This is a genomic window from Shigella sonnei, from assembly GCF_002950395.1.
In the GTDB taxonomy this organism is placed as follows: Bacteria; Pseudomonadota; Gammaproteobacteria; order Enterobacterales; family Enterobacteriaceae; genus ECMA0423.
Window position 1 is genome coordinate 750,175 of the sequence record NZ_CP026802.1, and the last position, 16,983, is coordinate 767,157.

Here is a 16,983-nt window from a genome sequence, read left to right on the forward strand (position 1 = left end):
CAGCAGGACGCCGCATGCACTGCAAGGGGGCGTGTATGAAACAACTGCTGGATGTGTTGATGATCCTCGATGCCTTAGAAAAAGAAGGCAGTTTTGCGGCGGCGTCGGCTAAACTCTACAAGACGCCGTCCGCTCTGAGTTACACCGTTCACAAGCTGGAAAGCGACCTTAATATTCAATTACTTGATCGTAGCGGTCACCGCGCTAAATTCACCCGTACCGGAAAAATGTTATTAGAGAAGGGGCGGGAAGTTCTGCATACCGTGCGAGAACTGGAAAAGCAGGCGATCAAACTGCATGAAGGCTGGGAAAACGAGCTGGTGATTGGCGTGGACGACACGTTTCCTTTTTCTCTGCTTGCGCCACTGATTGAAGCTTTTTATCAACATCATAGCGTGACGCGCCTGAAGTTTATCAATGGCGTACTCGGTGGTTCCTGGGATGCCCTGACTCAGGGGCGAGCGGATATTATTGTTGGCGCGATGCATGAGCCACCATCTTCCAGTGAGTTTGGTTTCTCGCGGTTGGGCGATCTGGAACAAGTCTTTGCGGTCGCGCCTCATCATCCGTTAGCCCAGGAAGAAGAGCCGTTAAACCGTCGTATCATTAAGCGATATCGGGCGATTGTGGTGGGGGACACTGCGCAGGCAGGCGCTTCTACGGCCTCACAACTTCTCGACGAACAAGAAGCCATTACCGTTTTCGATTTTAAAACCAAGCTGGAGCTGCAAATTAGCGGCCTCGGCTGCGGCTATTTACCCCGTTATCTGGTGCAACGTTTTCTCGATAGTGGCGCGTTAATCGAGAAGAAAGTGGTCGCCCAAACTCTCTTTGAACCCGTCTGGATTGGCTGGAACGAACAGACCGCAGGGCTTGCCAGCGGCTGGTGGCGGGATGAAATTTTAGCAAATAGTGCGATCGCCGGTGTTTATGCAAAATCTGATGACGGAAAATCAGCCATTTAAAGAAAAATTATTATGACAAGCTTCTCATTCTCTTGTCATTTCCCCCCCATTTAGGCACAATGCGCCGCTGTCAAAAAATGACTAAAAACCGACGTTTCATCAGCGTCGGTTATTTTTTGCTTCAAACCAATCATTCATACCAAGAGGCCGGGCTTCGTACCGGATAGATATTTACTAAAAATCGACAGTTGTTGTCGCTGAGGAATCCAAAAAAATGGGGCAATTTTTTGCTTACGCGACGGTTATCACCGTAAAGGAGAATGACCATGTCGCATAACGTTACTCCAAACACCTCTCGCGTGGAATTGCGTAAAACGCTTACGTTAGTTCCGGTTGTAATGATGGGTCTTGCCTATATGCAGCCGATGACGCTGTTTGATACTTTTGGTATCGTTTCAGGCCTCACGGATGGTCATGTGCCGACAGCCTATGCGTTCGCATTGATTGCGATCCTGTTTACGGCTCTGAGCTACGGGAAGCTGGTTCGCCGCTATCCTTCTGCTGGCTCTGCATATACTTACGCCCAGAAATCCATTAGCCCGACTGTCGGCTTTATGGTGGGTTGGTCTTCTCTGCTCGACTATCTGTTCGCGCCGATGATCAACATTCTGCTGGCGAAAATCTATTTTGAAGCTCTGGTGCCTTCCATCCCATCGTGGATGTTTGTGGTGGCGCTGGTGGCCTTTATGACCGCCTTTAACCTGCGTAGTCTGAAATCCGTAGCGAACTTCAACACTGTAATCGTCGTGTTGCAGGTAGTGCTGATCGCGGTGATTCTGGGCATGGTTGTTTATGGCGTATTTGAAGGTGAAGGCGCTGGTACGCTGGCGAGCACTCGTCCGTTCTGGTCTGGCGATGCGCATGTTATTCCGATGATTACCGGGGCGACAATCCTGTGCTTTTCCTTTACCGGCTTTGACGGCATCAGCAACCTGTCGGAAGAAACCAAAGATGCAGAGCGCGTGATCCCGCGTGCGATTTTCCTGACCGCGCTGATTGGCGGCATGATCTTCATCTTTGCAACTTACTTCCTGCAGCTGTACTTCCCGGATATCTCTCGCTTTAAAGATCCGGATGCGTCACAGCCTGAAATCATGCTGTACGTTGCGGGTAAAGCGTTCCAGGTTGGCGCGCTGATCTTCTCCACCATTACCGTACTGGCGTCCGGTATGGCGGCGCATGCAGGCGTAGCGCGTCTGATGTACGTAATGGGTCGTGACGGCGTATTCCCGAAAAGCTTCTTCGGTTATGTACACCCGAAATGGCGTACTCCGGCGATGAACATCATCCTGGTTGGCGCGATTGCCCTGCTGGCAATCAACTTCGACCTGGTAATGGCTACAGCGCTGATTAACTTTGGTGCGTTGGTGGCGTTCACCTTCGTTAACCTGTCGGTCATCTCGCAGTTCTGGATCCGTGAGAAGCGTAATAAGACGCTGAAAGATCACTTCCAGTATCTGTTCCTGCCGATGTGTGGTGCGCTGACCGTTGGTGCGCTGTGGGTTAACCTGGAAGAAAGCTCAATGGTTCTGGGTCTGATTTGGGCTGCTATCGGTCTGATTTACCTGGCTTGCGTCACCAAGAGCTTCCGTAACCCAGTTCCGCAGTACGAAGACGTTGCATAATCATCTTTTCTAATAATCAACCGGAGTCGAATGAATATTTGGCTCCGGTTTTTTTATTTTTTTTTATCGAAATCCTCATTAATAACCATTTGTTCTAATTTAGAGAATTTGGTTATTGGTCTGCATTCCACCAGTCATGAATAATTTCCTCATTAACATTCATCTGGTTAATTAATTTATGTTTTCAATGATATTAAGCGGGCTAATTTGTGGTGCTCTGCTGGGATTTGTCATGCAGCGTGGGCGTTTTTGCCTGACAGGTGGTTTTCGCGATATGTATATCGCGAAAAATAATCGCATGTTTTACGCCTTGCTGATTGCAATTTCGGTACAAAGCGTGGGGGTTTTTGCGTTAATTCAGGCGGGCCTACTGACTTACGAAGCCGAGGCGTTCCCGTGGCTTGGTACTGTTATAGGTGGGTATATCTTCGGGCTGGGAATTGTTCTGGCGGGTGGATGTGCCACCGGGACCTGGTATCGCGCGGGTGAGGGATTGATCGGCAGTTGGATCGCGCTTTTCACTTATATGGTGATGAGTGCGGTGATGCGTTCTCCACATGCCAGTGGTTTAAATCAAACCTTGCAGCACTACAGTACTGAACATAACTCTATTGCTGAGACTTTTAATTTGTCTGTTTGGCCGTTGGTTGCCGTTTTGCTGGTGATAACGCTCTGGGTGGTGATGAAAGAGTTGAAGAAGCCAAAACTCAAAGTCGCGACCTTACCGCCGCGCCGAACTGGGATCGCTCATATTCTGTTTGAAAAACGCTGGCATCCCTTTGTCACTGCTGTACTCATCGGTTTGATTGCGCTTTTAGCCTGGCCCCTGAGTGAAGCAACCGGACGCATGTTTGGGTTAGGAATCACTTCCCCAACGGCCAATATTCTGCAATTTCTGGTCGCGGGTGACGTGAAATACATTAACTGGGGCGTTTTCCTGGTGTTAGGGATCTTCGTGGGGTCATTTATTGCAGCCAAAGCGAGCCGTGAGTTCCGCGTTCGCGCAGCTGATGCACAAACAACATTACGTAGCGGGTTAGGTGGTGTACTGATGGGCTTCGGTGCCAGTATTGCAGGTGGTTGCTTTATCGGTAATGGACTGGTTATGACTGCAATGATGACCTGGCAGGGCTGGATTGGCCTTGTATTTATGATTCTCGGAGTCTGGACTGCGTCCTGGCTTGTGTATGTTCGACCGCAGCGTAAGGCGCGACTGGCAACTGCTGCGGCAAATTAAGTAAGGTGTAAAGATGGCGATTAAAAAGCTGGATGTGGTGACGCAGGTCTGTCCGTTTCCACTCATAGAAGCAAAAGCAGCACTGGCAGAAATGGCCAGCGGCGATGAGTTGGTAATTGAGTTTGATTGCACCCAGGCAACTGAAGCAATCCCACAGTGGGCGGCAGAAGAAGGGCATGCCATCACCGATTATCAGCAGATTGGCGATGCAGCGTGGAGTATCACCGTTCAAAAAGCCTGACTCAACATTGACCTCCGCCGTACCAGCGGCGGAGGCTTCAAATTAGACGATCTCTTCCGCGTACTGCCAAAGCGCTTTTAACAGCGCCACTTTCTCTTTGTTATCGGCATATTGTTGTGCCAGCATCTGCAATTCATCTGCATAACCTTGTAAAAACTCGGGCGTGAAGACCTGGCGGCGGTGCTCCAGCCAGCGTTGCTGCTCGGCATAATCCAGCGTCCCCGGGAAGTTGCGTGCCCGATAATTGAACAACAGCTTTTCAATCCGTTTATCGACAAAAGTGATATCCAGTGCCGGTAAATTACGCGGCTCGGTTTCCAGCACAATTTTCATTGCTGCACGATCTGCGTCACTGAAAAAGCCGTTATAAAGCTGTGCATCCACGTTATCTGAAGGCGTAAACGGTTCGGCTTCCGCGAATATCGCCACCACTTTTTCGCGCACTTGCGGATTTTCACGCAGAATTTTCAGGTTATCGAGGCAATGCTGACGATTAATTCCCAGTCGGTCGGCATCTTCCGGGCGTAGCGTATTCGCCTGGGCCAGCACCGGACATTTATTGATATGCACCAGCTTAACCGGAACGGCGGCGTTATCGCCAAGATCGGCTTTTGCAGTATATAAACGCTCGCGCAATGTGTCGCTATCCAGTTCCAGTAATGGCGAAATGTCTCCTGCCAAATCCACCATAATTACGGCATTGCGATTTTCTGGATGCCACGCCAGCGGTGCCACCCAGCTGGTATTGCCGCGCCATGCCCCAAACATTCCGGAAACGTGAACCAGGGGTTTCATCTGCGGAACATCAATCAACGCCATCAGTTTGTGTTTATTACGATGGGTAAAGAGATAATCAAACAGACGTGGCTGACGCGTTTTTACCAGTTTCGCCATCGCAATAGTGGCGTACACATCAGCCATCGCATCGTGGGCGTTGCTATGTTCAATTCCATTCGCTTTGGTTAAATGCTCAAGGCGAAAGCTCGGTAGACCGTCATCATTTTCAGGCCAGTTTATTCCTTCCGGGCGCAGGGCATAACAGGCACGCATAACATCCAGCAAATCCCAGCGCGAGTTATCATGCTGCCAGCTCCAGGCGTAAGGATCGTAGAAATTACGATAAAAAACGTTGCGTGTGACTTCGTCGTCGAAACGCACATTGTTGTAGCCCAGAATACAGGTCTTCGGTACGGTAAAAAGCGAGTGAATACGGGCGGCAAACGCGGCTTCGTTTTCTCCTTTCGCCCGTGCTTCCTGCGGGGTAATACCGGTAATTAATACGGCTCCTGGCTGGGGTAAATAGTCATCAGCGGGCTTGCAGTAAAAGACTTCGGGTTCGCCGATGACATTGAATTCGCTATCGGTGCGAATGGCTGCGAACTGTGCAGGGCGATCTAACGCGGGGTGCGTGCCAAAGGTTTCGTAATCGTGAAACAAAAAGGTAGATTGTTGCTTACCGTCATTCATCATTAGGTTAAATCCGTTATTTCTGCTGTCTGCCAGAGTATCAAATATCACCGTGCTAATCAGCTTTAGCGCCACAATTTGGCAGCGAGTGGCAACAGATCATGTCAGATAAAAATGAGAGGGTAGTCACATTTTCTTGCACTTTATTCCAGCCAGTTCATAAGTATTTCCGTAAAAAGAACAGCTATTTGAAACTCCTGAGGGTTTGCTGTTGAAACGCCGTCTTATTATTGCTGCTTCTTTGTTCGTTTTTAACTTATCGTCTGGTTTTGCGGCGGAAAACATTCCTTTTTCACCTCAGCCTCCAGAGATTCATGCCGGGTCCTGGGTATTGATGGATTACACCACCGGTCAGATCCTCACCGCGGGTAATGAGCATCAACAGCGCAATCCCGCCAGCCTGACAAAGCTGATGACGGGTTATGTCGTGGATCGCGCTATCGATAGTCATCGCATTACGCCAGACGATATTGTCACCGTGGGGCGCGATGCGTGGGCGAAAGATAATCCGGTGTTTGTCGGTTCTTCACTGATGTTTTTGAAAGAGGGCGATCGCGTATCGGTACGTGATTTAAGCCGTGGTTTAATTGTGGATTCCGGAAATGACGCTTGTGTTGCTCTGGCTGACTATATTGCCGGTGGGCAACGGCAGTTTGTTGAAATGATGAACAACTATGCCGAGAAGCTGCATCTCAAGGATACGCATTTTGAAACAGTGCATGGTCTGGATGCACCTGGCCAGCATAGCTCGGCTTATGATTTAGCTGTGCTTTCTCGCGCTATCATCCACGGCGAGCCCGAGTTTTATCATATGTACAGTGAGAAAAGTCTCACCTGGAACGGTATCACCCAGCAAAACCGTAACGGGTTGTTGTGGGATAAAACCATGAATGTTGACGGCCTGAAAACGGGTCATACTTCTGGTGCCGGGTTTAATCTCATTGCTTCGGCTGTAGATGGGCAGCGTCGTCTCATTGCAGTGGTAATGGGGGCTGACAGTGCAAAAGGTCGTGAGGAAGAGGCAAGAAAATTACTGCGTTGGGGGCAACAAAACTTTACTACGGTGCAAATTTTGCACCGTGGGAAAAAGGTCGGAACGGAACGCATCTGGTATGGCGATAAAGAAAATATCGACCTAGGAACGGAACAAGAGTTCTGGATGGTGCTACCGAAAGCCGAAATTCCACATATCAAAGCCAAATATACCCTTGATGGTAAAGAGCTCACCGCGCCAATTAGCGCCCATCAGCGGGTAGGGGAAATTGAACTTTACGACCGTGATAAACAGGTGGCGCACTGGCCGCTGGTTACCCTGGAATCTGTCGGGGAAGGCGGCATGTTTTCCCGCCTGAGTGATTATTTCCACCATAAGGCCTGACCTTTCTTTTGCAGCAGACTGGCAGGAGTGCGAGTCTGCTCGCATAATCAACACTCATTCCTTGTGGTTTTAATATTGCAACTATGCTGTATATAAAAACAGTGTTAATGGAGGCGTCATGAACTACGAGATTACGCAGGAAGAGAAACGTACCGTTGCAGGTTTCCATCTCGTTGGCCCGTGGGAACAGACGGTAAAGAAAGGCTTTGAGCAGTTGATGATGTGGGTAGATAACAAAAATATTGTGCCGAAGGAGTGGGTTGCTGTCTATTACGACAATCCAGATGAAACACCCGCCGAAAAATTACGCTGCGACACCGTTGTGACGGTACCGAATAACTTTACGCTTCCCGAAAACAGTGAGGGCGTCATTCTGACAGAAATTTCAGGTGGTCAGTATGCGGTGGCGGTGGCTCGTGTAGTCGGTGATGATTTTGCTAAACCCTGGTATCAGTTCTTTAATAGCCTCTTGCAGGACAGTGCTTATGAAATGTTACCAAAGCCCTGCTTCGAGGTTTATTTGAACAATGGCGCGGAAGATGGGTACTGGGATATCGAAATGTATGTTGCGGTGCAGCCAAAACATCACTAATTCATCTCAGGGCGGTGTGTTAACGCGATGACCACTCTTTTTTTGAAAGCGAAAAGAGTAAGATGCGCCTTTCAATTTTTTCGCTCCTGCCGGGAAATTACACTGTTCCCGGTTTGTCCGTCGGATAATTCAGAGGCGCGCCTTCTGGCCGACAGATGAGTTATGAGCGCTTTTAATCTTCATTACGGAGTTTCTGCGTGCGTGCCGATAAGTCATTAAGCCCGTTTGAAATCCGGGTATACCGCCATTACCGCATAGTGCATGGTACTCGGGTCGCGCTGGCATTCCTGCTCACTTTTCTCATTATCCGCCTGTTTACTATCCCGGAAAGCACCTGGCCGCTGGTCACCATGGTGGTGATTATGGGGCCAATCTCGTTCTGGGGTAACGTTGTCCCTCGTGCCTTCGAACGTATTGGCGGTACGGTGTTGGGTTCGATTTTAGGTCTTATCGCTCTGCAACTGGAGTTAATTTCGTTACCGCTGATGTTAGTCTGGTGCGCGGCGGCGATGTTTCTTTGCGGTTGGCTGGCGCTGGGCAAGAAACCGTATCAAGGATTATTGATTGGGGTGACGCTGGCAATTGTTGTTGGTTCCCCGACAGGTGAAATTGATACGGCGTTATGGCGAAGCGGCGATGTGATCCTCGGCTCTTTACTGGCAATGTTGTTTACCGGTATCTGGCCACAACGGGCGTTCATCCACTGGCGCATTCAACTGGCGAAAAGTCTGACCGAGTATAATCGGGTCTATCAATCTGCATTCTCACCGAACTTACTCGAACGCCCACGTCTGGAAAGCCATCTACAAAAACTCCTGACCGATGCCGTGAAAATGCGTGGGCTGATTGCGCCCGCCAGCAAAGAAACCCGTATTCCAAAATCGATATATGAAGGTATCCAGACCATTAACCGCAATCTGGTTTGTATGCTGGAGTTGCAAATCAATGCGTACTGGGCCACGCGCCCCAGCCATTTCGTGTTATTGAACGCGCAAAAACTTCGTGATACCCAGCACATGATGCAGCAAATACTGCTGAGCTTTGTTCATGCGCTGTACGAAGGTAATCCGCAGCCGGTTTTTGCCAATACGGAAAAATTGAACGATGCTGTGGAAGAGCTGCGTCAGTTGCTCAATAACCACCATGACCTGAAGGTAGTGGAAACACCAATCTATGGTTATGTGTGGCTGAACATGGAAACGGCGCATCAGCTTGAGTTGCTATCGAATCTGATTTGCCGGGCCTTGCGCAAATAATTCCTGAACTTCAGAATCATCTTGCTGCTGCTTCGATTCAGCAAGGATAAAGGGTATGATAGTGAAAAGGGATAAAAGCATTGTCATCTGCGGCAGCTATGAGTAATGTTGGCCCTAACGAATAGCGGTTGCTTAAACGAATCTGACTCTCACATTATCAGGGGTATAAAAATGGAAACTACCAAGCCTTCATTCCAGGACGTACTGGAATTTGTTCGTCTGTTCCGTCGTAAGAACAAACTGCAACGTGAAATTCAGGACGTTGAGAAAAAGATCCGTGACAACCAGAAGCGCGTCCTGCTGCTGGACAACCTGAGCGATTACATCAAGCCTGGGATGAGCGTTGAAGCAATCCAGGGCATCATCGCCAGCATGAAAGGTGACTATGAAGATCGCGTTGACGATTACATCATCAAAAATGCCGAGCTCTCCAAAGAACGCCGCGATATCTCCAAAAAGCTGAAAGCTATGGGCGAAATGAAAAACGGCGAAGCGAAGTAATTCCTGTTTTATTCAATGAGGGTTGCCCGGCAACCCTCATTGCTCATTGATTCTTTTCTGTGTATCACCGTCATCATTCCCATCTGATAACCTGTCGAAATTAGCGACAGCCTTCTTCTGTATGCAGCAAGGCTAAAAGTTCTGCAACTCCATGGTTATTAACCGCACTGGTTACTAACACGTTGTGCGCTCCAGCTTCCCGTAACCAACATTTCACCAAAGATATTTGTTCCATGTTGGCTAAATCTGCTTTGGTTACTACTCCAATGACCGGGCGATTCATTGACGAGGTAAAGCCTGGCGAAAAAGGTGACCACGGTGCGTCCGCATTAAGCACCAGCGCGATAATGTCCGCTTCGCAGGCACTGACCAACAGTGCACTGTAGAGGCTGCGGTTTTCGAGGTATTCGCCTGGTGTATCAATGGTGGTCGGGGACCAGACGATTGCCTGCGTTTTCTGATAATGAATATTTTCGCCACGCAGACATTGCGTGAGTGACGTTTTTCCGCACTGGCTGGGGCCGATGAGCATCATACGTTGCATAACGTCAGGTCCGCGTAATGGGGCAGGCGGTAAAGCGCATCATTTCACCCAGCGTACGGGTAACCTGGCTAAGTGCATATTCGATCGCAGAAACATCACCAGTCAGCACTACGGCACCGGTAAAACGATCAAGAAAACCGATCTCTACAGCGCCTGATTTTGTGGCGATATCGCATGCGATGATAGATGCTTCGCTGGGGGTAATTGTCAGAATACCAATAGCGGAAATGGTGTCTGGTAAACCCAATTTCTTAAACAGATCCTTCCCTGGATTGGCGATGACATGTGCCAGCGTGACCTGCTTACCTGGGACATATTCCTGAATCATCCGTTCAGTTGTGTGCTGAGTTGTCATTATCCCTCCACCATCTGACGCCACATGGCTTCATGTGGACGGGCAATCACCGACCGATAGACCAACAAACCTTTTTCCCCCGCGCGCACGCTGGCGGCAGAGACCGCGTTATTAACATCTGAAATATCGCCAGCAACCACCATGTAGCATTTACCGCCAATGCCAAAAGCCATATGTACGCGAACAAGAATGACATTTGCAGCTTTGACAGCACAATCGGCAGCGTCAATGCAGGCGGCGACACTCCAGGTTTCGACTACGCCGACAGCCCGGTGCTGTTCAACATGGTTAAGTCCGCTGATTGCAGAAAGGAGGCTGGGATGAATATTCGGCAGGACAAGACTGTCGACCAGCATTTCACCAGCAAGGGACGCTCCGCTGTTGATGGCCTGTTGCACCGCGCCCACATCGCCACCGAGCATCAGCAGAAATTTTCCGGGGCATAGCGTTTTGCTGACCAGTAACTCAACGTTGGCGCTTTTCAGCATGGCGTCGCCGGTTTCCATCCCTTTCGCGATACTGCTAAGTTCTAAAATACCTACCGCTTTCGACATGGTTAACCTCTCACAAGCGTAATCGCGTTTTCTGTCACATCGCTGACCATGCCATCAATACTGGCATGAATGGGGGCACCTAATGTGCCGTGTGGAATTTGACCTACACATTGCCCATGAACGACGCGATCGCCTTTTTGTACACACGCAATTGCGCTGGCACCGATGTGCTGGCGTAACAATAACGTCACTTTTTCGGGCTGAGGCACCTGTTCAGACAATGGCGCATCCTGATACCACGGGGTTAAGCCAAGTCTGGTTACCAGCCGTTTTACGGGAATCAGTCGATAATTTGCCATGGGATCTGCAGGATTTAAGGCACCTTCGTAGCGGAGATTTTGTGCGCGTAATTCCTGCTTAAGCAGGCGGTTTATGCGCATTGGTGAAATTCCTACCGGACAGGCGACACTGGCGCAGACGTTGCACTCTGAACAGGTGAGCGCTGTCAGTAACAGTTGCGGCGTGGCGAGCTGTTGGTAGTTAACCGCACGTACTAATAAATGGGGTGCCAGTTCGTGACCGATTAAATGACGTGGGCAGAGATCGGTACACAAGCGGCATTGCTCACAAACAGTTTTCGCGACGGCAAGTACGCTGCGGTCATTCTGCATTCGACGTTGGATCAGTGAATGAGAGTTGGGTAAAACCAGCAAGCCGCCAGTGGTTTTGCTGACTGGTGTGTCGAGCGATGTGATCAAACTTCCCATCATCGGCCCGCCATTGATAAAACCAGGAGCATCCACTGTTGCGCCGCCCGCCAGCGCCAGGACTTCACGTAAAGACATGCCGATGGGGACGGTTACCGTTATTGGCTTCGCCACTGCACCATTAACGGTGAGTGTGCGGCGCGTCACTGGATACTGTTGCTCGACGGCTCTGGCAATATTAAGTACGGTTTGAACATTATTGACCACCACACCGACGCTAACGGGTAATGCAGCGGGTGGAACGCGGCGACCAGTTGCCATCCAGATGGTCAGCACTTCGTCTCCTGCGGGGTAAACGTCGGGCAAAATATGCAGGCGGATATCCGGTGGTAACAGTGGTGTGAGTGCGTTTATTGCCCGTTGATATTTTTCTTTCAGCGCGATGATTCCGCTACTGGCCCCGGTGGCTTTCATCGCATAGTGAACACCGCGAAGCAGGCGGCTGGCTTGCTGCGCCATTAACTGTTGATCTACTTTCAACATGGGTTCGCATTCCGCCGCATTCACCAGGAAAGTGTCAGCACGCGCTTGTAGCTTAATATGGGTTGGAAAACCTGCGCCGCCAGCACCCACGACACCTGCTGCTTGTACTCGCTCGCGGATGGTCTGGTCGTCGCAGGAGATTAATCCGACGTTCATAACAACTCCTCGAGCAGTTCTGCAATCGCGGAGGCATCAGCTGCACGCGGGTTGGTACGCAACGTTGCATCCGCCAGCGCCGCCTGAACCATATCTGGTATGCGTATTGACCATTCTGCTTTTTTTTCTTTCAGCGCATTGGCAAGAGTCGGCAGCGTACAGGTTGTATTAAGCTGCTCAATATGTTGAATAAGTGCATTCAGGCTGGCGGTGTCATTGGCGTTGTCCGGGCATAAATGGCACGTTTTCGCCAGCCGGGCATAGCGTTTGGCTGTGCGCGGATCGCCAGCATTAAAGCGGATAACTGCCGTGAGCAGGAGCGCATTCGCCAGTCCATGCGGCAGATGAAACTGTCCGCCGAGTTGATGAGCAATTGCATGGTTTAAACCGAGTCCGGCCTGGCTAAAGGCCATTCCTGCAAGCGTCGATGCATTATGCATTTTGCCACGGGTGGCAAGACAATCGCCTTTTTTCACTGCAGTGGGCAGGTATTGAAAAACAATTTGCACGGCTTTTTCGACCAGTGCATCCGTGAAGTCGCTGGCGCGAGGAGAAACATAAGCTTCAAGCGCATGGGTTAAAACATCCATCCCGGTATTGGCCGTTATCGCCGGTGGCACGCTGACGACCAAAGATGGATCAAGGATCGCGATATCCGGATAAAGTGCATTATCGAAAAGGGGATATTTAATCCCTTTCTCAGGATCGCTGATGACACAAGCACTGGTCACTTCGGAACCGATACCGCTGGTGGTAGGAATGGCTACGCAGGTTTCAATTTCAATGCCACACTGGCGACCGAACCAGACAATTGCTTTTGCGGCGTCCAGGGCAGAACCGCCGCCAAAACCGATAACTACATCCGGGCGTAAAGTCTGCATTTGCGCAATGCCTTTCACCACGGTCTGGATAGTTGGGGCGGGCGTTATTTCGCTAAAAATACTGAGACGATTACTGTCGGGCAGCGCCTGATGCAACGTGTCAATAAGTGGTGAGCGTGCCAGAAAGGCATCGCAAATAATCCAGATGTGTCTATGAGAGAAACGGCTAAGTACCTTGAGACTTCCTGGTCCGCTGTATAAACGCGTCTGCAGTGAAAAAGTATTCATTTCCGTTTCTCTAGCGAATTGAAAAGCCGCTGGTTAACACGCAGCGTCGTGAGCGGGCAAAAGTCCGTGCTGACGTTGTACCCTCTCCAGTCGGTGTTGCAATGGTAAAGGTCGTAAAGCCTTCGCCGCCGACGCCAATACCCGCCCAGGAGGGGCCGTTTTTGACAAATATTGAGGTTTGCATAACGCGCGCGGCAAGGTTGAGTCGTGAGACGTTCTGAGAGTGCATAATTGCCGTGTGGTGCAAGCCGTCTTCCACTTTCAGCGCCAGGGTTAGAGCGCTGTCAAAATCCTTGACCTTCACAATGGGCAGCATTGGCATTAGTTGCTCACAAGTAACCCAACTATCATCGGCGTCGACAACAGCAATCAGTAGGCGCGGCGCTTTTGCGGGCAAAGGGAGGCCTGCCGCTTCCAGCAAGGCTGATGGGCTTTTCCCAACCAGTTTTTTGTTGGCGCTACCGTCTGGCAGGCAAATTGCACGCAATTTCTCAGTTTGCTCATAGTTAAGAAGAAGTGCGCCAAAACTTTGCATCTGCTGAATTAAATAATCTGCCACTGATGCCACGACAATCAGGCTTTTTTCAGCAATACACGGCAGGTTGTAATCAAATGAAGCGCCGTTGATGATGTCCTCGGCGGCTTTCACAATATCCGCCGTTTCATCGACGATGCACGGAGGGTTACCCGCTCCGGCACCAATCACTTTCTTGCCACTTTTCATTCCCATGGCGACGATCCCCGGACCGCCGGTAATCGCCAGAACGCTGATTTTAGGGTGCGCCATCATCTGTTCGGTGGCAGCAAAGGTCGGTTCAGATACGGTAACGATCAAGTTATGAATGCCACTACAGCGAAACGCGATGTCTTCGATTGTGGTAATCAGTTTTAACGAAACGTTTTTGGCACCCGGGTGTGGACTGAAGTAGACGCTATTACCTGCTGCCAGCATGCTGATGCTGTTGTTAATGATGGTTTCCGTGGGGTTGGTGCTTGGCGTGACCGAGCCAATCACCCCAAACGGAGAGTACTCAAACAAAACCATGCCACCATCACCGGTTAGTGCTGTGGTGGTTAAATCTTCAATTCCTGGCGTGTTATCGAGTGCCGCTTTGTTTTTTAGGTACTTATCTTCTTTATTTCCCATCCCCGTTTCTTTGGCGCTTTCTTCTGCCAGTTCGGTAAGGCGGGGCATTAATTCTTCGCGAATGGCGCTGATAATGGCGCTACGGGTTTTAAGCGGGCACTGTTGAAAGCGTAAAAAGGCCTAGTGTGCTGCGCAGACCGCTTCATCGACAGTCTGGAAAATAGCGTTTCTTTGCGTTCGTGGTGTAGCGGGGACAAGTTGCTCACGCAGAATATTGCGGATCAGTGTTTCTAATTCAGAGTTATTCATTGGTTTACTCCCACGTTAATTGCCGCCATTGCGCTTTGGGCAATATCCATGTCTTGTTCAACGCTACCGCCGCTGATGCCAAGCCCGCCAAGCAATTTTCCGTCACGCCAGAGGGGGAAGCCGCCACCAAAAGTGACGACTTTTCCTTGCATATGGCTTTCGAGCCCGTAAAGCGGCGCGTCGGGTTGCACGGTATCAGCAAGCTTGTGGGTTGCCGTTTTCATCGCCACGGCGGTCCAGGCTTTTTTCGGTGCCAGTTCACTGCTGACCAACAGGGCATCAGGCATCCGCCAGGTAACACTTTCTGTTCCGTTGGCATCAACAATGCTGATGACAACGGGAATATGCAGTTCATCCGCGCGCATTGCCGCACTACGAATGAGCTGGTGAAGATCCTGAAAAGTGAGCGGCATTGTGCGTTCCTTCAATGCTGGTGTGTGGTTGGCTTCGTGATAACGTTTTGTGATTTCCTGAATCATCAGGTTTTGATGAGCAACGTTGTCTTCCACGCGGGCGAGGGCATACAGGCAATCGGAAAGTCGGTTGATATAGTGCAGCAAAACATTCCGGACGGTGGTTTCCGTTGTCAGTTCAACCAGCCGTCTTTCAGCCCGTCGAGCCACCGTGCGGGCGAAATGCATGCGGCTTGCGGCTTCACATCGACCAGGCAGAATGAAGCTGTGAACTGGGGGGACGGCGTTCATTGCACTATCGATCGCGTTTTCCAACGCGGCAATTTCTTCCGTACCGATGTAACGCTGTTGCGCTGACGGCTGTTCGCTTTCACTGGCGAGTTCGGCGCTAAACCAAAATATCTGTTGTTGAATGGCTTCCAGTAAGATGCGATGGCTTTCGATGGCGGTGGCGCAATAACACAGACTGAGTGTCGCGTTCAGTTCATCCAGCGTGCCATAGGTTTCGACACGTAGATGAGTTTTGCTGACGCGCTGTCCGGTAAATAAAGACGTACTTCCTGAATCACCTGTTCGGGTATAAATTGCCATCTTTTAGCTCCTTAGCGCGAAAGCGTATCGACAATGCCGACCACTGCCAGGTCGATGGCCTCGTTAGGGCCTGAAAACACATGTCTGGCGCTGGAACCACTGCTGAGGAGTACCAACTCACCAACGCCTGCGCCGACTGAATCAACGGCAACTTCGTCGCCGGTTAATGGCGTGAGAGGCAGTTCGCCGTCAGCACTGACCCGGCGAACCAGCAGCAGTTTTTTCCCGATCAGAGAAGGTGATTTTTGCGTGGATACTACCGCGCCAGTGACTCGAGCCAGATGCATAGGTTACTCCTGCCTGATTAACTGAATATTTCGGGTAATTGCCGCTTCACGAGCCAGTGCGGTCACACAACATTTCCGCTGTAACACCAGTATTCCCGAGCTTAACTGTGCGATATCGGCATAACTTAAAAGTCGATTATGATGAAGGTAGATCGGCTGCCCTTGTTCGTCGCACCAGCTTAGCGGTAGACGGGCGAGAGTCTTCAATTCGATGGCGTTCAGGAAATGACGCTGCAACGACAATTGAATGTGCATTCCCCAGGCTAACGCTTCGTGTATCTGGATAGATGCTCGATCTGACGTTTCGTTCTCCGCAAGTTGTCGCAGCAGCGGCAGATCGACATATCGGATTTGTAATGACGCATACTGATGAACGCTCTCTTGAACGCTGGCGTCTCGCAATTGAAAAACAGTCAGCACGAGTGTTTTTCCCGCACGTTGTTTAAGGCGAAAAACCACTTCGTCAACAATACGTTGCATCAGCATGTTATTCATGGCACTGACACCAGTGTGGCAAAAACGTCAGGGCTATCAGCGCCTGCGGCGTTGGCCTCATCGGTATCAATATGCATTTCAAGACGCATATCCGGAGAGACGCGAACAGCGACGTTTTCGAATATCAGTCGTCGCTCATCACCTTCAATGGCAACCGCCACTTTATCGCCATGCGTAACGCCATAAATCAGGGCATCCAGCGGAGACATATGAATATGCCGTTGCGCGACAATGACGCCAGATGTGATCTCCAGTTCCGCAAATGGGCTTATCAAACGAATCCCCGGAGTGCCGCTGAGATCGCCTGACATGCGTAGCGGGGCGGTGATCCCTAACGTTCTGGCGTCCGTCCGGGAAATTTCCACCTGGCTTGCATTGCGTAGCGGCCCCAACAAGCGAACGTTGTGCAATTTGCCTTTTGGTCCCTCCAGCGTAACAACCTGTTCAGCAGCGTATTGGCCAGGTTGCATTAACGGCTTTTTCTCGCTAATCGGTTGTTCAGGAAAAAGACGCAAATAATCCGCTGATGAAAGATGTATATGGCGACTGGAAACGCCCAGTGGGATAGGGCGCTCGCGCATCTCATCCAGAATCTGGCTCACTGTTTCCTGCAAGGTTTGTTTATCCACTG

The 16,983-nt window shown here is 50.4% G+C and carries 19 protein-coding genes and 1 pseudogene; 9 read left to right on the plus strand and 11 right to left on the minus strand.

Features of this window, described 5'->3' with window-relative positions; genetic code table 11:
* Window positions 1-35 precede the first annotated feature (35 nt).
* From C1P89_RS03860 to tsuB, 5 genes are all read left to right on the plus strand, one after another.
* Window positions 36-965: a LysR substrate-binding domain-containing protein gene (locus C1P89_RS03860; protein WP_000811606.1), complete on the plus strand. Its 930-nt coding sequence runs from the start codon at window positions 36-38 to the stop codon at window positions 963-965.
* Between the two features lie 214 nt (window positions 966-1,179).
* Window positions 1,180-1,242, plus strand: a complete 63-nt coding sequence (gene yoeI / locus C1P89_RS03865) for a membrane protein YoeI (protein WP_010723108.1) — start codon at window positions 1,180-1,182, stop codon at window positions 1,240-1,242.
* Complete coding sequence (gene plaP / locus C1P89_RS03870) at window positions 1,232-2,590, plus strand: putrescine/proton symporter PlaP (RefSeq protein WP_000019197.1); 1,359 nt, start codon at window positions 1,232-1,234, stop codon at window positions 2,588-2,590. Before yoeI ends, plaP begins: the two co-directional genes overlap by 11 nt.
* A gap of 178 nt (window positions 2,591-2,768) precedes the next feature.
* Entirely contained in the window at window positions 2,769-3,827 is a 1,059-nt protein-coding gene (gene tsuA / locus C1P89_RS03875) for a thiosulfate utilization transporter TsuA/YeeE (protein WP_000492295.1), read from the plus strand.
* 13 nt (window positions 3,828-3,840) lie between these two features.
* On the plus strand, window positions 3,841-4,068 hold the full coding sequence (tsuB, locus tag C1P89_RS03880) for a thiosulfate utilization sulfurtransferase TsuB/YeeD (protein ID WP_000985273.1): 228 nt from the start codon (window positions 3,841-3,843) through the stop codon (window positions 4,066-4,068).
* Window positions 4,069-4,110: 42 nt separating this feature from the next.
* On the opposite strand, the gene sbcB is transcribed toward tsuB, so the two are convergent.
* Complete coding sequence (gene sbcB, locus C1P89_RS03885; protein ID WP_000980602.1) at window positions 4,111-5,538, minus strand: exodeoxyribonuclease I; 1,428 nt, start codon at window positions 5,536-5,538, stop codon at window positions 4,111-4,113.
* 208 nt (window positions 5,539-5,746) lie between these two features.
* On the opposite strand from sbcB, the gene dacD reads away from it, so the two are divergent.
* From dacD to C1P89_RS03905, 4 genes are all read left to right on the plus strand, one after another.
* Window positions 5,747-6,913, plus strand: a complete 1,167-nt coding sequence (gene dacD, locus C1P89_RS03890) for a serine-type D-Ala-D-Ala carboxypeptidase DacD (RefSeq protein ID WP_000830155.1) — start codon at window positions 5,747-5,749, stop codon at window positions 6,911-6,913.
* A 118-nt stretch (window positions 6,914-7,031) separates the two neighbouring features.
* On the plus strand, window positions 7,032-7,505 hold the full coding sequence (gene sbmC / locus C1P89_RS03895) for a DNA gyrase inhibitor SbmC (RefSeq protein ID WP_001105421.1): 474 nt from the start codon (window positions 7,032-7,034) through the stop codon (window positions 7,503-7,505).
* Window positions 7,506-7,702: 197 nt separating this feature from the next.
* Window positions 7,703-8,761, plus strand: coding sequence for an FUSC family protein (locus tag C1P89_RS03900; protein WP_001200885.1), 1,059 nt, complete (start codon window positions 7,703-7,705; stop codon window positions 8,759-8,761).
* 171 nt (window positions 8,762-8,932) lie between these two features.
* Entirely contained in the window at window positions 8,933-9,262 is a 330-nt protein-coding gene (locus C1P89_RS03905; protein ID WP_000450409.1) for a DUF496 family protein, read from the plus strand.
* A 100-nt stretch (window positions 9,263-9,362) separates the two neighbouring features.
* Here C1P89_RS03905 and C1P89_RS03910 read toward each other — a convergent pair whose 3' ends face one another.
* The 10 genes and pseudogenes from C1P89_RS03910 to C1P89_RS03955 form a co-directional block, all read right to left on the minus strand.
* Window positions 9,363-9,806, minus strand: a complete 444-nt coding sequence (locus C1P89_RS03910; protein WP_001189432.1) for a EutP/PduV family microcompartment system protein — start codon at window positions 9,804-9,806, stop codon at window positions 9,363-9,365.
* A 4-nt stretch (window positions 9,807-9,810) separates the two neighbouring features.
* Entirely contained in the window at window positions 9,811-10,161 is a 351-nt protein-coding gene (gene pduU / locus C1P89_RS03915) for a propanediol utilization microcompartment protein PduU (RefSeq protein WP_000211393.1), read from the minus strand.
* On the minus strand, window positions 10,161-10,715 hold the full coding sequence (gene pduT, locus C1P89_RS03920; protein WP_000030723.1) for a propanediol utilization microcompartment protein PduT: 555 nt from the start codon (window positions 10,713-10,715) through the stop codon (window positions 10,161-10,163). Before pduT ends, pduU begins: the two co-directional genes overlap by 1 nt.
* A 2-nt stretch (window positions 10,716-10,717) precedes the next feature.
* Window positions 10,718-12,061 carry a 4Fe-4S dicluster domain-containing protein gene (locus C1P89_RS03925; protein WP_001100560.1) on the minus strand — a complete coding sequence of 448 codons (1,344 nt, stop codon included), beginning with the start codon at window positions 12,059-12,061 and terminating at the stop codon, window positions 10,718-10,720.
* Window positions 12,058-13,170: a 1-propanol dehydrogenase PduQ gene (locus tag C1P89_RS03930; protein ID WP_001091441.1), complete on the minus strand. Its 1,113-nt coding sequence runs from the start codon at window positions 13,168-13,170 to the stop codon at window positions 12,058-12,060. The genes C1P89_RS03925 and C1P89_RS03930 overlap by 4 nt, the downstream gene beginning before the upstream one ends.
* A gap of 10 nt (window positions 13,171-13,180) precedes the next feature.
* Window positions 13,181-14,566 (minus strand): annotated as a pseudogene (gene pduP / locus C1P89_RS03935) (CoA-acylating propionaldehyde dehydrogenase PduP).
* A complete protein-coding gene (gene pduO / locus C1P89_RS03940) occupies window positions 14,563-15,570 on the minus strand; it encodes a two-domain cob(I)yrinic acid a,c-diamide adenosyltransferase PduO (RefSeq protein ID WP_001029512.1) in 1,008 nt (335 codons plus the stop codon). The pseudogene pduP and the gene pduO overlap by 4 nt, the downstream one beginning before the upstream one ends.
* 11 nt (window positions 15,571-15,581) lie before the next feature.
* Window positions 15,582-15,857, minus strand: a complete 276-nt coding sequence (gene pduN, locus C1P89_RS03945; protein ID WP_000549827.1) for a propanediol utilization microcompartment protein PduN — start codon at window positions 15,855-15,857, stop codon at window positions 15,582-15,584.
* Between the two features lie 3 nt (window positions 15,858-15,860).
* The gene (gene pduM / locus C1P89_RS03950) at window positions 15,861-16,352 is read right to left on the minus strand and encodes a microcompartment protein PduM (protein ID WP_001061905.1); all 492 of its coding nucleotides are present in this window, start codon (window positions 16,350-16,352) and stop codon (window positions 15,861-15,863) included.
* Window positions 16,349-16,981, minus strand: a complete 633-nt coding sequence (locus C1P89_RS03955; protein ID WP_000361038.1) for a phosphate propanoyltransferase — start codon at window positions 16,979-16,981, stop codon at window positions 16,349-16,351. The genes pduM and C1P89_RS03955 overlap by 4 nt, the downstream gene beginning before the upstream one ends.
* Window positions 16,982-16,983: the final 2 nt, after the last annotated feature.